At 61.2% G+C, this 16,627-nt stretch carries 17 protein-coding genes; 10 read left to right on the forward strand and 7 right to left on the reverse strand.

Going from position 1 to position 16,627, the window contains the following annotated elements; translation table 11 throughout:
- Nucleotides 1-3: 3 nt before the first annotated feature.
- On the reverse strand, nt 4-1,305 hold the full coding sequence (locus tag ABI546_RS01320; protein WP_348043319.1) for an O-acetylhomoserine aminocarboxypropyltransferase: 1,302 nt from the start codon (nt 1,303-1,305) through the stop codon (nt 4-6).
- Nucleotides 1,306-1,499: 194 nt separating this feature from the next.
- On the opposite strand from ABI546_RS01320, the gene ABI546_RS01325 reads away from it, so the two are divergent.
- Together ABI546_RS01325 and ABI546_RS01330 are read left to right on the forward strand one after the other, a co-directional pair.
- The gene (locus ABI546_RS01325) at nt 1,500-1,955 is read left to right on the forward strand and encodes a CBS domain-containing protein (RefSeq protein ID WP_348043321.1); all 456 of its coding nucleotides are present in this window, start codon (nt 1,500-1,502) and stop codon (nt 1,953-1,955) included.
- 147 nt (nt 1,956-2,102) lie between these two features.
- Complete coding sequence (locus ABI546_RS01330; RefSeq protein WP_348043322.1) at nt 2,103-3,314, forward strand: MFS transporter; 1,212 nt, start codon at nt 2,103-2,105, stop codon at nt 3,312-3,314.
- 100 nt (nt 3,315-3,414) lie between these two features.
- Here the strand turns inward: ABI546_RS01330 and phaZ are convergent, their stop codons facing one another.
- Nucleotides 3,415-4,635: a polyhydroxyalkanoate depolymerase gene (phaZ, locus tag ABI546_RS01335; RefSeq protein ID WP_348043324.1), complete on the reverse strand. Its 1,221-nt coding sequence runs from the start codon at nt 4,633-4,635 to the stop codon at nt 3,415-3,417.
- Between the two features lie 157 nt (nt 4,636-4,792).
- Here phaZ and ABI546_RS01340 point away from each other — a divergent pair, with 157 nt between their 5' ends.
- A complete protein-coding gene (locus ABI546_RS01340) occupies nt 4,793-5,449 on the forward strand; it encodes a glutathione S-transferase (RefSeq protein WP_348043326.1) in 657 nt (218 codons plus the stop codon).
- A gap of 245 nt (nt 5,450-5,694) precedes the next feature.
- Here the strand turns inward: ABI546_RS01340 and ABI546_RS01345 are convergent, their stop codons facing one another.
- The 3 genes from ABI546_RS01345 to ABI546_RS01355 all read right to left on the reverse strand — a co-directional run bounded on the left by ABI546_RS01345 (nt 5,695) and on the right by ABI546_RS01355 (nt 6,924).
- Nucleotides 5,695-6,117 (reverse strand): cupin domain-containing protein, encoded by a 423-nt coding sequence (locus tag ABI546_RS01345; protein WP_348043328.1) that lies wholly within the window; start codon nt 6,115-6,117, stop codon nt 5,695-5,697.
- A 134-nt stretch (nt 6,118-6,251) separates the two neighbouring features.
- Nucleotides 6,252-6,647: a nuclear transport factor 2 family protein gene (locus ABI546_RS01350; RefSeq protein WP_348043330.1), complete on the reverse strand. Its 396-nt coding sequence runs from the start codon at nt 6,645-6,647 to the stop codon at nt 6,252-6,254.
- Between the two features lie 91 nt (nt 6,648-6,738).
- Nucleotides 6,739-6,924: an ESPR domain-containing protein gene (locus ABI546_RS01355; protein ID WP_348043332.1), complete on the reverse strand. Its 186-nt coding sequence runs from the start codon at nt 6,922-6,924 to the stop codon at nt 6,739-6,741.
- Nucleotides 6,925-7,138: 214 nt separating this feature from the next.
- Here ABI546_RS01355 and aroC point away from each other — a divergent pair, with 214 nt between their 5' ends.
- Nucleotides 7,139-8,236, forward strand: coding sequence for a chorismate synthase (aroC, locus tag ABI546_RS01360; protein WP_348043334.1), 1,098 nt, complete (start codon nt 7,139-7,141; stop codon nt 8,234-8,236).
- Nucleotides 8,237-8,246: 10 nt separating this feature from the next.
- On the opposite strand, the gene ABI546_RS01365 is transcribed toward aroC, so the two are convergent.
- Nucleotides 8,247-9,131 carry an EamA family transporter gene (locus tag ABI546_RS01365; RefSeq protein WP_348043336.1) on the reverse strand — a complete coding sequence of 295 codons (885 nt, stop codon included), beginning with the start codon at nt 9,129-9,131 and terminating at the stop codon, nt 8,247-8,249.
- A gap of 171 nt (nt 9,132-9,302) precedes the next feature.
- On the opposite strand from ABI546_RS01365, the gene ABI546_RS01370 reads away from it, so the two are divergent.
- Complete coding sequence (locus ABI546_RS01370; RefSeq protein WP_348043338.1) at nt 9,303-10,349, forward strand: SDR family oxidoreductase; 1,047 nt, start codon at nt 9,303-9,305, stop codon at nt 10,347-10,349.
- Between the two features lie 221 nt (nt 10,350-10,570).
- Here the strand turns inward: ABI546_RS01370 and ABI546_RS01375 are convergent, their stop codons facing one another.
- A complete protein-coding gene (locus ABI546_RS01375; RefSeq protein ID WP_348043342.1) occupies nt 10,571-11,383 on the reverse strand; it encodes an IclR family transcriptional regulator C-terminal domain-containing protein in 813 nt (270 codons plus the stop codon).
- Between the two features lie 190 nt (nt 11,384-11,573).
- Between ABI546_RS01375 and ABI546_RS01380 the strand changes: the two genes are divergently transcribed.
- The 5 genes from ABI546_RS01380 to ABI546_RS01400 all read left to right on the forward strand — a co-directional run bounded on the left by ABI546_RS01380 (nt 11,574) and on the right by ABI546_RS01400 (nt 16,529).
- Nucleotides 11,574-12,545 (forward strand): shikimate dehydrogenase, encoded by a 972-nt coding sequence (locus tag ABI546_RS01380; RefSeq protein ID WP_348043345.1) that lies wholly within the window; start codon nt 11,574-11,576, stop codon nt 12,543-12,545.
- A gap of 26 nt (nt 12,546-12,571) precedes the next feature.
- Nucleotides 12,572-13,783: an ABC transporter substrate-binding protein gene (locus ABI546_RS01385; protein ID WP_348043347.1), complete on the forward strand. Its 1,212-nt coding sequence runs from the start codon at nt 12,572-12,574 to the stop codon at nt 13,781-13,783.
- Nucleotides 13,784-13,894: 111 nt separating this feature from the next.
- Nucleotides 13,895-14,770, forward strand: a complete 876-nt coding sequence (locus ABI546_RS01390; protein WP_348043349.1) for a branched-chain amino acid ABC transporter permease — start codon at nt 13,895-13,897, stop codon at nt 14,768-14,770.
- On the forward strand, nt 14,767-15,774 hold the full coding sequence (locus tag ABI546_RS01395) for a branched-chain amino acid ABC transporter permease (RefSeq protein ID WP_348043351.1): 1,008 nt from the start codon (nt 14,767-14,769) through the stop codon (nt 15,772-15,774). Before ABI546_RS01390 ends, ABI546_RS01395 begins: the two co-directional genes overlap by 4 nt.
- Nucleotides 15,771-16,529: an ABC transporter ATP-binding protein gene (locus tag ABI546_RS01400; RefSeq protein ID WP_348043353.1), complete on the forward strand. Its 759-nt coding sequence runs from the start codon at nt 15,771-15,773 to the stop codon at nt 16,527-16,529. Before ABI546_RS01395 ends, ABI546_RS01400 begins: the two co-directional genes overlap by 4 nt.
- The last annotated feature ends 98 nt before the right edge of the window (nt 16,530-16,627 follow it).

Consider the following 16,627-nt stretch of genomic DNA (forward strand, 5'->3'; position numbering starts at 1 on the left):
GTTTCAGGCTCCCGCTTTCTCGGCGGCCTTGAGGGCGCGCTTGAGGTCGTCCAGCAGGTCATCCGGGTCTTCCAGGCCGATTGACAGGCGAATCGTGCCCTGCGTGATGCCGCCGGCCGCCAGCGCGTCGTCGCTCATGCGGAAATGCGTGGTGCTGGCCGGGTGAATCACCAGGCTGCGGCAGTCGCCCACGTTGGCCAGGTGGCTGAAGACTTTCAACGCCTCGATAAAAGCCTTGCCCTGTTCGCGGTTGCCTTTGATGTCGAAGCTGAACACCGAACCGGCGCCGCGCGGCAGAAGTTTTTTGGCCAGCGCGTGGCTGGAATGTGATTCGAGCATGGGATGCCCCACACGCGACACCAAGGGGTGGCTGGCCAGGAACTGCACGACCTTTTCGGTGTTGCCCATGTGCCGTGCCATGCGCAGCGGCAGGGTTTCAATGCCCTGCAAGATCAGCCAGGCCGTGTGCGGGCTCATGCAGGCGCCGAAGTCGCGCAGGCCTTCGCGCCGGGCGCGCAGCAGGAAGGCGCCCACGGTGCTTTCCTCGCTGAAGACCATGTTGTGAAAGCCTTCATAGGCCTCGGTCAGTTCCTTGAATTTGCCGGATTTTTCCCAGTCGAAGCTGCCGCCGTCCACAACGACACCGCCTATGACGGTGCCGTGGCCGCTCAAAAATTTCGTGGCCGAGTGGTAGATCAGGTCGGCGCCGTGGTCAAAGGGCTTGATCAGCCAGGGCGAGGTGAGGGTGGAGTCCACCAGCAGCGGCACACCGGCGCTGTGCGCAATGCCCGATACCGCTTCGATGTCCAGCACGTCCAGCCCCGGGTTGCCGACGGTTTCACCGAAGAAGAGTTTGGTGTTGGGCTGCACTGCGGCGCGCCAGCCGTCCAGGTCGCCGGGCTTGACGAAGGTGGTGTCTATGCCAAAGCGGCGCAAGGTGTAGTGCAGCAGGTTCTGGCTGCCGCCATAAAGCGCCGTGCTGGCCACGATGTGCGAACCGGCTCCCATCAGCGTGGCGATTGCCAGATGCAATGCAGCCTGGCCGCTGGACGTGGCGATGGCACCTATGCCGCCTTCCAGCGCCGACACCCTTTGCTCCAGCACCGCGTTGGTCGGGTTGCTGATGCGCGAATAGACGTGACCTGCGCGTTCGAGGTTGAACAGGCTGGCCGCATGCTCGCTCGACTCAAACACAAAGGAGGTGGTCAGGTGAATCGGCACGGCGCGCGCGCCTGTACTCGGGTCTGGCGCCGCACCGGCGTGCAAGGCCAGAGTGTCAAAGCCGGGATCGGAATAACCGGGCATGGAATTGTCTCCAGTAGAAAAAAGTGGCAGGCCATGCTGCGGGCCGATTGCGCGCTGCTCGCAGAGCCGGGAAATCGTTACAGCCAGCCATTTGATTGTGGGCTATATTTAAACTGAGTTTCCCTTCGCCGCAGGACGGTGGGACAATGAATACCGCGCCGGCAGCGGCTGGCACCACAACCGAGGAGAAGGCAATGAAGGTTCTTGACATACTGCGCGTTAAGGGCAACACGCTTTACACCGTCCAGCCTGACGAACCCCTTGCCAAGGCGGCCCAGATCATGGCCGAGAAAGACATCGGTTCTCTGGTGGTGATGGAGCACGGCGACCTGGTCGGCATGCTGACCTTCCGCGAGGTGATCGTCTGCATCGTCAAAAACGGCGGCGAGATCGGCAGCACGCTGGTGCGCACCGCGATGGACGACCACCCGCTCACCTGCACTTCTGAAACCGAACTCGACGAAGTCCGCCGCATGATGCTGGAACGCCACGCGCGCTACATGCCGGTGATGAACCAGAAAGTCATGATGGGCGTGATCAGCCTCTACGACGTGGCCAAGGCCGTGGTGGACAGCCAGAACTTCGAAAACAAGATGCTCAAGGCCTACATTCGCGACTGGCCTGAAGAAGACGGGGTTGACCGCGGTTGAGGCAAGCGCTCCAGAGGATGAACGGGTTTTATATATAAAAAGTGCCTGAAGCCCAATTTGGACGGGCGCAAGCAGCTATTAAAACAATAGCATTTAAAACAACAGCCAGATGCGCAAGACATCTGGCCCGCCCGCAGGCGGGACGCCATGGGAGCAGGGGTGCGAGATAACCACAACGACGGCGCCAACGCGGACGGCCGGCCGTTTTACACCTCACTCTTTTTCTCCAGGCTCGCCGACCAGATACTGCTCTTTCTGGTTCCTCTGGTGGTGTTCGAAACCACCGGCAGCGTCGCCTGGTCGGGCATCGCCTTCACGCTTGAGACGCTTCCGCGCTTTTTGTCTTTTCCCGTCTGCGGCGCGCTGTGCGACCGTATGTCACCCCTCAAGCTGCTGCGCATCAGCCAGCTCTACCGCGCACTGGTCTGCATAGCAGGCGTGGTGGCGTTTCAGTGGGTAGGCGGTGTCGGCTGGCTGATTGCGCTGTCTGCCGTGTGCGGTGTGTTGACGACGCAAGGCCTGATGGCCCGCGAAGTCATGCTGCCGCAGATCTTCAGGCAGCACCGCTTTGAAAAGGTGCTGGCCCATGCGCAAATTGCCGACCAGCTCGGCATGGTGCTGGGTCCCTTGCTGGCATCGCTGTTGCTGCGCTGGATGCCCTGGCCCATGGTCGTCGGCGCGACGGCGGGATTTTTTCTGATTGCCGATGGCGCCGTCACCTTGTGGCAGCGGCAGAACGTCGTCACGCTCGCCGCGCCCGAAGCCGCTCCCGGCCATTGGGCCGCACCCATTCGCACCGCGTTTGCGCAGGTGCTGCATCTGCCGGGGCTGAAAGCAGTGATCGCACTGGCGGCGGGCGTCAACCTGGTGATCGGCGTCACGTTGGCCACCTCGGCCGCCATGGTGACCGGCCTGCTGCAACGCACGGCGGGTGACTACGCGCTACTCCAAACCGCGGGTGCGGTGGCCACCGTCATCATCCTGCTGTTCATCGCCCGCACCGTGCTGTCGTTGCGCACACTGGGCTTGGTGTCTTACAGCGTGATGCTGGCCGGTGGGCTGCTGACAGGGCTCGCCGGCAACTTCTGGGTGTACACCACCGGTTTTCTGCTGGTGATCGGCTTTGACAAGATGTTCAACGTCTACATCCGCAGCCTGCGCCAAAAACTCATTCCCCCTCGCGACCTGGGCAAGACCACCGGCGTGATCGTGATGCTCAACAACCTGTCGCAGCCGCTGGCTGGCTTGCTGGTGGGTGTGTTCGCCGGCGTGATGGAGGGGAGAGGGGTGATTTTGGGGCTGGCGGGGGTGATGGGGTTGATTGGCATTTTGGTGGCCTGGATGGGGCGGGGCGAATAAATTGCGGTCGACGGCCAGCTGGCATGCAAAGCCAATGCTATAAATTCAGGAGCTGGTCGCGCTCGTCTTCATTCGATTGGAGGCCGATTTTGTATAAATTTCAGCCCATATTCGCATGAATCATCTCTCGCACCCGCGGGTAGATTTGCTGATTCCATTTACGCCCACTGAACACGCCGTAGTGCCCCACACCCGTCTGCACATGGTGGGTTTTCATATAAGGCCGTATGCCCGTGCACAGGTCTTGCGCGGCCACGGTTTGGCCGACTGCGCAGATGTCGTCGCGCTCGCCTTCCACCGTCATCAAAGCGGTGCGGCGGATGGCGGCGGGCTTGACGAGGCGGCCGCGGTAGCTGAGTTTTCCCAGCGGCAGGTCGTAGGTTTGAAAGACTTTCTCTACCGTCTCCAGGTAGAACTCGGCGGGCAGGTCGTTGACGGCGAGGTACTCGTCGTAAAACACGCGGATCACATTGGCCTTGTCGACCTCACCATCCACCAGGTGCTGGTACATGTCCTGGAAGGATTTTTTGTGCCGGTCAATGTTCATGCTTAAAAACGCACTCAGCTGCACAAAGCCCGGGTACACGCGGCGCATGTAGCCGGCGTGCGGAAGCGGGACATGGCTGATCAGGTTTTTCTCAAACCACTCAATCGGTTTGCTGGTGGCGAGTGTGTTGACGCCGGTCGGGTTCACGCGGCAGTCCACCGGGCCGGCCATCAGGGTCAGGCTGCGTGGTTGGGCCGGGTCGTTGTCTTCGGCCATGATGGCGGTGGCCGCCAGGGCTGCCACGCAGGGCTGGCACACCGCCACCACATGTGTGCCCGGGCCAATGGCCTGGGTGAAGCGGATCATGTGGTCGATGTAGTCGTCCAGCGCAAACGGGCCGTGGCGCAGGGACACGTCGCGCGCGTTGTGCCAGTCGGTGATGTACACGTCGTGGTCTTGCAGCAAGGTGCGCACGGTTTCGCGCAGCAGCGTGGCAAAGTGGCCTGACAGCGGCGCCACCAGCAGAACCGGTGGCTGGTAGGGCAGGCCCGCGGGCGTTTCCTTGCGAAAGCGCAGCAGGGTGCCAAAGGGCATGGACAAAACAGTTTCTTCTGTCACCGCGAGTTCGCGATCACCCACCTTCACGGAGCTGATACCGTAGGCTGGCCGTGTATGCGTCAGCCGCAGACGCGAGAACACCTCCATGGACGCCGACATCTTGCGCAGAAAGCTGCCTTCCGTTTTGCCCAGCCAGAACGCCGCGCTGCCACCTTGTGCCAGCAGGCGAAACGGCGACATCAGGTCGGACTGGGTTTGGTAGGCCTGGTAAAGCATGGTTGTCCTGGCGTGAAGCGGGCTTGTGGCCCGGTGGGTGGACTGCAGGCAAGTTACGGGCCAGTCGCGGTGTGCACGCCTGCTGGCACAACCCTTGCGGAGGTTGGCCTGCCCCCGGGCGAGTGGGGGCCAACTTTGCGGTTCAAGGAGCAATCTCATGGCCAAAGCCATCCTGACGATCAGCAGCAAGAACTACGGAGCGTGGGCGCTGCGCGGCTGGCTGCTGGCCAAGTTCGCCGGGCTGGAATTCACCGAAAAAGTGATTTCACCGGATGACCCGGCGATGAAGGCCGAAATGCTGCTGCTGTCGTCCAGCATGCTGGTGCCCTCGCTGCAGCACAACGGCGTGAAGGTCTGGGACACGCTGGCGATTGCCGAATACCTCCATGAAATCAAGCCCAAGGCGCAACTGTTGCCCGCCGACATCAAGGTGCGGGCACATTGCCGCGCAGTGTGCGGCGAAATGCATTCGGGTTTTGCCACCATGCGCGCCGCGTTGCCGATGAACATCAAGGCCCATTTTGCGAACTTCAAGGTGTGGTCCCGTGCGCAGGCTGATATTGATCGGGTGGTGGAGATCTGGAAGGAATGCCTGGGCTCTTACGGCGGCCCTTATTTGTTCGGCAAGCAGCTGTCGGTCGCCGACGCCATGTATGCGCCGGTGGTCACGCGGTTTCTGACTTACGACGTGCCGCTGGACAAGACCTGTGTTGCTTATTGCAAGCGGATCATGGAGTTGCCGGCAATGAAGGAGTGGGTGGCTGAGGCGAAGAAGGAGCCGGACGATATTGATGAACTTGACGCGGAATTTTGAACACCCCCGTCCAGGCTCACTGCAGAAATAAGCCTACCCCCTTTCAGACTCACTTCGTGTAGCCTGCTCCCCCCTCAGGGGGCGGCGCCTGCGGTCTGGCAAAGCCAGTTCCGCGGCACCCTCGCGGTTCCCAATGAACTCTCGAACCCAGCATGAGCCGCAGGACCGGCTTTGCCGGACTGCAGGCGGGTGTCCCCCTCGGGGGGGGCGGGAGCTACACGAAGTGAGCGACCGTGGGGGCTCTATCACTTCCAGGGGGTCGGTAGCGGGATTTCGCAGACGGGGTCTACGTCAATGGACTTGAAATCAGCCGGCCCAACGATTTCCAGGTATTCCATGTCGGGTGAGTAGTCAAACAAGAAGTGTTTGATTCCCGGGCGCTGGTGCACCACGTCGCCGGCTTCGACCAGGGTTTCCTTGTCTTCGTACATGAAACGCGCCCAGCCCTTGGTCATGATGACTATCTGAAAATCTGCCTCATGACGGTGCCAGCCCGTGCCTGTTTCTGGTGCCATGTTGGCCTTCACAAGGTGCGCGATGACTTTTCCGTTCGTCGCATCGGCGATGCCTAGGTCGCGGTACAGAAAAAAATCGCGCAAACCACCAGAGACAAACTGTGTGTCACCGGGCTTGACGTGGGAAAACTTGGTCACGGTGCGGTCCAGCATGGGTATTCCTTCTGACTGTGATTGGCGCATCCAGAGATGCTGCGCTGCAGCAAGCAGGAAATGTTCCAGCGGCTGGGCCGGCAGAAACGACCGTTCAGGTGCGTCCCCAAAACTGCCCGACACCAAAGCGAAGTTCAGCTTTTCCCGTTGGCCACAGGCGCTTCGGTATGCATCGCACAGCGCCACTGCCCGTCCTTGCGGGTCCACACAGAGGAATCCGTCATGTCCTGCCTCACTTCATGGGACTCTCCGCGTTTGGAAATTGCCTGTTCGACCTTGTAAGTCAGGACAGCCGTGTCCTCCGTTGGGAACATCACTTCCACATCGCTGAGCTTGAAAGACTTGACCACCATGCTTCCCTGCTCGGCCATTTTCCGGTAACCCGCGTGGTCGAACTTCATGGAGCCGTGCGCGCTGACCATCAAGGCTGGTTCGTCCAGCAAGGCCAGGGCGGTGTCCGTGTCCTCATCAACCATGGACTGCCAGAATTTGTTTTCCAGGGCGATCAACTCATTGTTTGCAGTTGGCATGTCGTGCTCCTTGGGAAGGTAAAGGGTCAATATGCATCGGTGTCCTGCACGCTGTGGTCACATGAAGCGCCCAGTGTCGGTCAGCTTGTTCCTACAGACGAAGCTTTCCAGCCTGGCTTTCCCACCATCTGGGATATTCCGTCCCCCCCTGAGCGGCAACACCCGGGCTGGTTGTGACCGCGCCGCCTCCCAATTGGCCACCGCAGCGGGCGCCCTCGGAGACAGCCTGACGCACGCCGAGGGTACGGTTGAAGATGACACGGTACTGGTGGTTCATGACAGGGCACAACAGCAGTAAAAATCAGCGGCTGAGAACACGGTTAAATATCCTTGAAATCTGTAACGAAAAGCGTCTTACGCTGTCAATGTCTTTTATGGACGACGGAGATCGCCAGCAGTTCCAACCGGAGCGACCGCTCTTTTTTTCCCGGAAAGCGGCTCGTGGCGGGTTGTGAAAAAGGCTGCACCATTCGCTCGGAGATAATCGTCTGATGAGCGGCAACACCTTTGGCACCCTATTCGCAGTCACCAATTTCGGTGAATCCCACGGCCCGGCCATCGGCTGCGTGATCGACGGCTGCCCGCCGGGCATGGAACTCAGCGAGGCGGACATTCAGGCCGACCTGGACCGCCGACGCCCCGGCACCAGCCGGCACGTCACGCAACGTAACGAGCCAGACGCGGTGGAAATCCTCTCCGGCGTGTACCAAGGCAAAACCACCGGCACGCCAATCTGCCTGCTCATCCGCAACACCGATCAGCGCAGCAAGGATTACAGCAACATCCTGGAAACCTTTCGCCCCGGCCATGCCGACTACGCCTACCTGCACAAATACGGCCTGCGCGACCCGCGCGGCGGTGGCCGTTCTTCGGCCCGCCTGACGGCGCCCACGGTGGCTGCAGGCGCCGTGGCCAAAAAATGGCTGGCCGAAAAATACGGCACCGTGTTTCGCGGCTGCATGACGCAGGTCGGTGATGAAGTCGTTCCCTTTGAGTCCTGGGACCACGTGCCCAACAACCCGTTTTTTGCGCCCGTTGCCGATGTGTCCAGATTGGAAAACTATATGGACGCCTTGCGCAAGGCCGGCGACTCCTGCGGTGCGCGCATTCGTGTGACGGCCTCCGGCGTGCCGGTCGGCCTGGGCGAGCCGCTCTATGACAAGCTCGATGCCGACATTGCTTTTGCCATGATGGGCATCAATGCCGTCAAGGGCGTGGAGATCGGTGCAGGTTTTGCCAGCGTGACGCAGCGCGGCACCACCCACGGCGACTCGCTTTCGCCCGATGGCTTCAAGTCCAATAACGCGGGCGGCGTGCTGGGCGGCATCAGCACCGGGCAAGACCTGGAAGTCTCGATCGCCATCAAGCCGACCAGTTCCATCATCACGCCGCGGCAATCGATAGACACCAGCGGCGCGCCTGCCGCAGTGGTGACCAAGGGCCGCCATGACCCCTGTGTCGGCATACGTGCTACGCCCATCGCCGAGGCCTTGCTGGCCCTGGTGGTGATGGAGCATGCCCTGCGCCAGCGTGCACAGAACGCGGATGTGGTGGTCTCGACGCCCGACATCATGCGGCGCCGCGGCTAGGGCCTCTACGTCAGGGCTCCGGCGGCGCGCCTTTGAAGGGGTTGAACCCCGTGACCAGCGCTGTGGCCGCCAGCACCAGCAGGCAGCCCGGCAGCATGCTGGCCGTGACAGGCTCTCCGAGAAAGAAGCCGCCCCAGCTGACGCCGAAAAAGGGAATCATGAATGCCGCTGACGTTGCGGCGCTGGCGGGAATCTCCCGCATCAGCCGCATGCTGATCCAGTACATAAAGCCCGAGGTCAGCGTACCCAACACCGCCACGGCAATCAGCGCCCCCGGCGTGGGGTGCATCGCCGGTGCAGCCACACCGGCAGGCAAGACCAGGATCAGCGCTGCGGCGATGTGCACCACGGCAGAGGCCGGCAGCGGCGAATGGCTCATGGTGGCGCGCTTCATCAAAATTGCACCGAAGCCGTAACTGGCAGAGGCAGTGACGCAGGCCAGCGCGGCCAGCACCACGTGCGGCGTGACGGCCACGGGCCCCAACTGCACCAGCAAGGCCACACCGGCAAAACCCACGGCGCAGCCCAGCAGGCGCCGGGCGGTCAGTTTTTCCTCGCCCATCATGGCGGCGCCCAATACACCGAACAGGGGAACGGTGGCGTTCAGCACGGCGGAATAGCCCGAGGGTATGACCAGCGCCGCCCAGTTGAACAGGACGAAGGGAATGACCACCGTTAACGTGCTGACCAGCGTCAGGCTGCGCCAGGCGGTGCGTGCCGGCCATCGCTCCCGCAGCGCGCGCATCAGCACCGAGAGCACCACCGCAGCCAGGAGGCAGCGTACGCCCGCCACCACCCAGGGGCCGAGGGCGGGGCTGGCAATCCGAAGCAGGGGAAACGATGCGCCCCAGAGGGCCGACATGAGAATGAGCTGGAGGAAATGACGGGTCTGCATGAGGCGCGTATAGCGTCGCTGAACGACGGGTGGATCAGGTGACCCGATTGTGCAAGATTCGCACGACGGCGACCAAGGGCGTGGCTGGGTGAAAGCCGGGAATATTTCCTACAACGCGCCGACGGAGCTATCTCTAGATTGAGGTTTTCAAGCTACTACCCGGGAGCCCTCATGCCCAAAGTAAAAACGTCGCCAAAGTCTTCCGCCTCTTCTTTTCGACCCGCTGCACGCGGGGATGCAAGCGCGGTAAGCGCAAAGCAGCAGAAAATCCAGCGCGAGCAGGACGGCACGGATCAGGAGAAGAAAGCCGGGCGGCAAGCCTCGGCTGGCAAGGAAAAAAAGGCCGTGCAGGCCGGCAAGCAGACCTATCCCGAACCGCCGCTGCCGTCCCAGCACCTGAAAAAGCCCGGGCTGGAAGCCGACATGGAGCTCAAGCCGCAGTTCATGGCGCCGAACTACAAGGGCAGCGGCAAGCTTGAAGGTTTGACCGCCTTGATCACGGGTGCGGACTCCGGCATTGGCCGCGCTGTCGCGGTGCTGTTCGCGCGCGAAGGCGCCGATGTGGCGGTGGCTTATCTCGATTCCGACCGTGATGCCAAGGAAACGAAGCGCTGCGTTGAGGCGGAAGGACAGCGCTGTGTGCTGATTGCGGGCGATGTCAAAGACGCGGCGTTCTGCCGCGAGGCAGTGAAGAAGACGGTCAAGTCGCTCGGGAAACTCGACATCCTCGTGAACAACGCCGCCTTCCAGGAACACGCCGACTCGCTGGAAGACCTCACGGAAGAGCGTTTTGACGAAACCCTGCGTACCAATGTGTACGGCTACTTTCACATGGCCAAGGCGGCATTGCCCTACCTGAAGCAGGGCTCATGCATCATCAACACCGGTTCAGTGACCGGGCTGGAAGGCAGCGCCAAGCTGCTGGACTATTCGGCGACCAAAGGAGCGATTCACGCTTTCACCAAGGCGCTTGCCAGCAATCTCATGGACAAAGGCATACGCGTGAATGCCGTGGCACCCGGCCCCGTATGGACACCGCTCAATCCGGCCGATTCACCTCCCGATGTCATCAAGGACTTTGGCAAAAAAACCGACATGAAGCGTCCGGCGCAACCTGAAGAGTTGTCGCCTGCTTATGTGTTTCTGGCCTCGCCGGTTTGTGCGAGCTATGTCACGGGGATTGTGTTGCCTGTGACGGGGAGTGTGGGGGCGGTTTGATTTTTCTGGTTAAAAATGGCTCCAGGCTAATGGGGGCGAGCGCGAGTAGCTATTGAATTGATAGTGGATTGATTGGTTGGTTGACAGCGGTTCTTGCTTCGGCCTTTGCGCTCTCGTCTGAGAGTTGTTGGCCGGGCAACCCCCGGCCAGCTACCCTCAAGAAGGGAAGCGAAAGCCGGAGCAAAAGCCGTATAGACGCGCCCAGTCCGACCGCCACAACGTCAAATCAAATTCCTCATCGCCTGCGCCGTCTCCCGAAGCACCGGCAAAACCCTCCCCGCCGCGTCCTCGCTCGACTCATGCCCCATGGGCATGGTCACACTGAGCGCTCCCGACACATCGCCATGTCGGTCCCGCAATGGCACCGCGATGCCGCGGTAGTTGAGTTCCAGTTGCTGTTCCGAAATCGCCCAGCCCTGTGCGCGTACCCGGGCCAGTTCGATGCGCAGGCGGTCCTTGCTGGCAATGGTGTACGAGGTATAGGCCTTGAGCTCGTGGTTGGCCAGCCAGTTTTCGAGCCAGGCGGGGTCGCGCATCGACAGCATCAAAAGGCCTGCGGCCGTCACCTGCGCCTGCACGCGTGAACCCAGCACATAGCCGGTGTTCATCGCGCGGCTGGAGCCGTTGCGCGCGATGTAGACGATGTCGTCGCCATCCATCACGCTGACGTACGCGCTTTCCTGCGTGCCGGCGGTTACACGCTGTAAAAAGGGCTGCACGATGCGCGGCAGGCGGGCCGACTCGAGATAGGACTGGCCCAGCCGGAGCACCCGGGGCGTCAGCCAGAACAGCTTGCCGTCCCCATCCACATACCCCAGATGCGCCAGCGTCAGCAAATAGCGGCGCGCGGCCGTGCGTGTCATGCCGCAGTGCGCGCCGGCCTGGCTGGCGGTCAGGCGCGGGTTGGCATCGTCAAAACATTCGATGATGGACAAGCCCTTTTCCAGCCCGGCGATCCAGTCCCGCTTGTCCAGGGCGGGGGCGCTGGGGGCTTGCAAGGCGTCGGGGGCCGTGGGGTGAGTGAGTGCTGTCATGGGTTTGAGTATTCACAAGGGGGAGCGTGTGAGCATAGGTCAAACCCTCGTTCCGTTCGATCATCGATCTGAATTGAGCGATAAACGAACATTAAACCGGAAAATGACTTGGGAATCTTTGGCTGGACTACTAAAGTCCACTCCGAACTCGAAGTTTTACACGATTATCGAACAATCCAGGCAATCAGACATGTTTTCCACCGTTCAGGGCAACACCGATGTGTATCTGATCTCCGGCGACCCGGTGGAGCAGGTGCGTGCGCCGGAAGTGTTCAACCTGGTCTTCAAGACACTGGGTATTGATGCGGTCCTGGTCCCGGTTCATGTGGCTGCGACGGACATCCAGCCTTTTGTGGGAGCCGCCTTTCTGGCTCAAAACATCAAAGGCATGCTGCTGACCATTCCGCACAAGGCCGAGGTGATGAGCTTGTTGTCGCATTGCAATGACGCTGGCCGTGTGGCGGGTGCTGTGAACGGCATACGCCGCCATGCGGCGGGCGGGCTGGATGGGGCCTTGTTTGACGGCAAGGGTTTTGCCTCGTCGCTCGACTATTTCGGCGTGGCCTATGCCGGCAAGCGCGTGTTGATTCTGGGCGCTGGCGGCGCAGCTGCCGCCATTACGGCTTCGCTCGCGATGGCTGGACGCCATACACCCGCGGTCATTTCGCTTTACGACCCGGCGCCCGGCAAGGCACAGGCGCTGGCAGACCGGATTGCGGCGGCAGCGCCCGCGTCCGCCGCAAAGATTGCAGCCGTGGGCAGCGCGGATGCGTCGGCTTGCGATGTGGTGGTCAACGCCACGCCGTTGGGGCTCAGGGCAGATGACCCCCTGCCATGCGACGTATCGCACATGGCGCCGCATGCGGCCGTGATGGACATCCTCATGAAGAACCAGCCGACGCCGCTGGTTCAGGCTGCACGCGCGCGCGGTCTGGTGGCGCAGCCCGGGTTCGAGATGCTGATCCAGCAGGTGCCGGATTACCTGGATTTTTTTGGGTATGCCGCGGCCGCAGAGCTAGTTCGGCAAGATGCCACCTTTTTGCGTGAACGCCTTTACCCGGCCGCCATGGCGGGCGAAATCCGGCGTCCCGTTTACGCGGCCCCGTCCGCCGCCCAGGTTCCCAACCCAGGAGTCGGGGAAACACGACTCGCGTCATTTTGATTTTTTAACCCCTAGAGGAGACAACCATGAAGAAACGATTTGCTCTTAAATTGATAGCTGCTTGCGCTCTTTCCGTAAGTGCTGGCGCTGGTTTTGCGCAAGATGTCATCAAGATCGCCAACATTGTCGAGCTGTCCGGCGGCGGCGCCACGGCAGGCACCAATTTCAAAAATGGCGTCGAACTGGCCGTCAGGGAAATCAACGCGAACGGCGGCATCCTGGGGAAAAAGATCCAGACCACCACTGCTGATACGCAGAGCAATGCGGGCGTGGCCAAGGGGCTGACGCAAAAAGCCATTGATGACGATGTGTTTGCCATCTTTGGCCCGGTGTTCTCCGGCTCCATCATGGTCAGCATGGCCGAATCGCGGCGCGCCGAAGTGCCTAACTTCACCGGGGGCGAGGCGGCTGCCATCACCGAGCAGGGCAACCCCTATGTGTTTCGCACCAGTTTCACGCAGGCCACTGCCATGCCCAAGGTGGCGCGCTACATCAGCGAGCAGGCCAAGCTCAAAAGCATTGCCGTCATTTATGTGAACAACGATTTCGGAAAAGGCGGACTCGACGCCATCAAGAAAGCCCTGGCGAACTCGCCAACCAAGATCCTGAGCGAAATTTCCACCGAGCCCGGCCAGGTCGACTTCTCGGCCGCAGTTTTGCGCGCCAAGCAAAGCAACGCCGAAGGCGTGTTTGCCTACTCGAATGAAGAGGAATCGGCTCGCCTGCTGCGCGAGCTGCGCAAACAGGGCTGGAACAAACCCATCATCGGCGAGACCACCTTGACGGGCCAAAAAGTCATTGAGCTCGCCGGCGATGCCGCCAACGGCGCCATTGCCCACGTGGGCCTGACGGTGGATGCCCCGGTGCCCGCCATCCGCGCCTTCAAGGCCAAGTTCGAGAAGGACTACAAGTACATCTCTGATCACAACGGCATGAAGGGCTACTCCGGCGTTTACGTGCTCAAGGCCGCGATTGAGAAGGCTGGCAAGCTGGATCGCAAGGCCGTGGCCCAGGCCATGAAGGGTTTGAAGGTCAACACCGACAAATACCCCGGCGCGCTGATGTACACCGAGTTCGACAACAAGGGTGACCTCGACCGCATGAGCTTCATGGTCGAAGTCAAAAACGGCAAGCAGGAAGTCATTGACATGGTTCCTCCGCTTGGCCTGGCCACCCGTGACGTGAGCAAGGCCATTCCTTTGGCACCGGCTGCTGCCAAGCCGGCTGTAAAGAAATAAGCTGAAGCTCCGGCCGGCCACGCGGGGCCGGCTGTTGATGGGGCAGGGCGCGGGCCCTTCCCATTGAGAACTCCGCTGAATACAACCGACTTCCTCCATCGGACCTTGCCCATGACAGATTTTCTCCAACTCTTTTTCTCGGGCCTGGCCACCGGCAGCATTTATGCGCTGGCAGCCCTGGGCTTCACCCTGCTGTGGCAGGCCTCGGGCACGATCAACTTTGCCCAGGGCGAATTTGTCATGTTGCCGGCTTTCATGATGCTGGGCTTCATCTCGCTGGGTGCGCCCATGCTGGTGAGCTTTGTGCTGACAGCGCTGCTTGCCGTGCTGCTGCTGGGCTGGGTCTTCAAGCGCGGAGTGGTGGACCCGCTTTTCAAGTACGGCATGATGCCGATCGTCGTGGCGACCATCGGGCTTTCCATTGCCATGCGCAATGGTGTGCGTGCCGGTTACAGCGCCGAAGCCCATCCTTTTCCGAGCCTGTTTGCCGACAAGCTGTTCAACATCGCCGGCGTCACGATCACGCTTCAGGACATAGGCACTTTTGCGTTGGCCCTGGTGATCGTGATGGCGACACAAGCCTTCCTGGCCAAAACCGTCACGGGCCGCGCCATGCAGGCTGTGGCGCAAAACACCGAAAGCGCTTCGGTGCTGGGCATCAATGTGCCGCGCATGATTTTTTATACCTTTGCCATCAATGCTGTGCTGGCGGTGGCGGCGGCCCTGCTGGTGACGCCTACTTATCTGGCCAAGTTCGACATGGGTGAAGGCCTGGGTAACAAGGCTTTCTTTGCCGCCATCATCGGCGGCTTCAACAACTCGCGCGGTGCGTTGCTGGGCGGCCTGATCGTGGGCGTGTGCGAGAACCTGGCATCGGCCTACATCTCGCCCGCTTACAAGGACGCCGTGGCGCTGGTAATTTTCATGGTGGTGATTCTCTTCAAGCCGCAAGGCCTGCTGGGTAAAAAAGAGGAGCGCAAGGTATGAAGCTCGCCCAAAACAAACTCGCCCTGGTGTTGACGGTAGTGGGCGCCTTGCTGGTACTGGTGGCGCCGCAATATCTGAAGAACTACGGCGTTTACCTGCTGACCTACTGGCTGGTTTTTATCATTGCCACCATGGGCCTGAACCTGACCGTCGGCTACGCAGGGCAGAAGTCGCTCGGCCATGCGGCTTTCTTCGGTATCGGCGCCTACACCGTCGCCATCCTGATGAAGGCGGGGGTCAGCTTCTGGCTGGGTTTGCCGGCAGCCGCGCTCATCTGTTTTGCCGTCGGGCTGGTTCTGGGTTTCCCGGCGCTGCGGGTGCAGGCCATTTACCTGGCATTCGCCACTTTGGGTTTCAACACCGCCATCTGGCTGGTCATGCGCAATGAAGAGTGGCTCACCGGCGGTACCTTCGGCATCAACAACATCGCGCGGCCGGTGCTTTTTGGGTACTCGCTCGAAGGCAATCGCCCCTACTACTACTTTGTGCTGGCGATGACGCTGATCCTGGCGGCCCTGCTGTGGGGCCTATTGCGCTCGCCCTGGGGTAAGGCCTTTACCGCGCTGCGCGACAACCCGATACGCGCCGAAAGCCTGGGCATCGACATTCGCAATTACACGCTGCTGAGTTTTGCCATCGGTGCGGCCTACGCCGGCATTGCCGGAGCGCTGTTCGCCTCGCTGGTGCAGTTCATCGAGCCGGGGCCTTTCACGGTGGCGGCTTCCATCATGATGTACCTGATGGTGGTGGTTGGCGGCGCGGGTTATTTCCTGGGCCCCATCGTGGGTGCTGCCGTGGGCGTGGTGTTGCCGGAATGGCTGCGCGATGTGCCTTTGGTGTCCAACTGGTATTTGCCGATGTTCGGCGCAGCGGTGGTGCTGTTGATGGTCTGGCTGCCGGACGGGCTGCTCAGCATTCCTGACCGTATACGGGCCAAGCGCGCAGCGCGTGAGGCATCACAGGCACGCGCGGCGGCTGCCAGCCGGATCGGAGCGGCATCATGACAAACGCGTTGTTAAAAGTCAGCGGGCTCAAAAAAGCCTACGGCGCCATCCAGGCGGTGGGCGGTGTTTCGTTCGAAGTCATGCCCGGTGAAATTTTCGGTGTGATCGGTCCCAACGGTTCGGGCAAGACCACTATGTTCAACAGCGTGCTGGGTCAGATCAGCCCCGATGCAGGCTCGATCGAACTCAACGGGAAAACCATTACCGGCCTGTCGCCGCTGGAGCTCAGCCGGCGCGGTGTGGGCCGCACCTTCCAGACCCTGCAGGTGTTTGGAAAAATGACGGTGCGCGACAACCTGATAGTGGCAGCCCAGGAGCACAAGGGAAGCCTGCTGGGCCGCATGTTCGCGCCTGGCGATTCCGGGCTGGGCGACAAGGCCGATGCACTGATTGACCAGTTCCGCATTCGCCACGTGGCCGACCAGCTGGCCGGCACCTTGAGCTACGGCCAGCAAAAACTCGTGGACATCGCCATGGCCTTCATGGCTGAACCCGATCTGGTGTTGCTCGATGAGCCCTGCGCCGGGGTCAACCCCAGCCTGGTGGGCGGCATCTCGTCGTTGCTGAAAGACCTGAACCAAAACCCGAAATTTGGCCGCAAGGCGTCGTTCGTGGTGATTGAACACAACATGGACTTTGTGATGGGCCTCTGTCACCGCATCATGGTGATGGTGGAGGGCAAGGTGCTGGCCATCGGTACGCCGGCCGAGATTCGCGCCAACAAGGAGGTGCTGGATGCCTATTTGGGGAATTGAGATGCACCCCCGTCTCGGCTCACTGCGTGTAGCCGGATCCCCCCTCAAGGGGGCAACCGCTGCGGCCCGGCTAAGCCGGTTCCGCGCCGTTACTTGCC

Source organism: Polaromonas sp. (genome assembly GCF_039932935.1).
Taxonomy (GTDB): domain Bacteria; phylum Pseudomonadota; class Gammaproteobacteria; order Burkholderiales; family Burkholderiaceae_C; genus Polaromonas.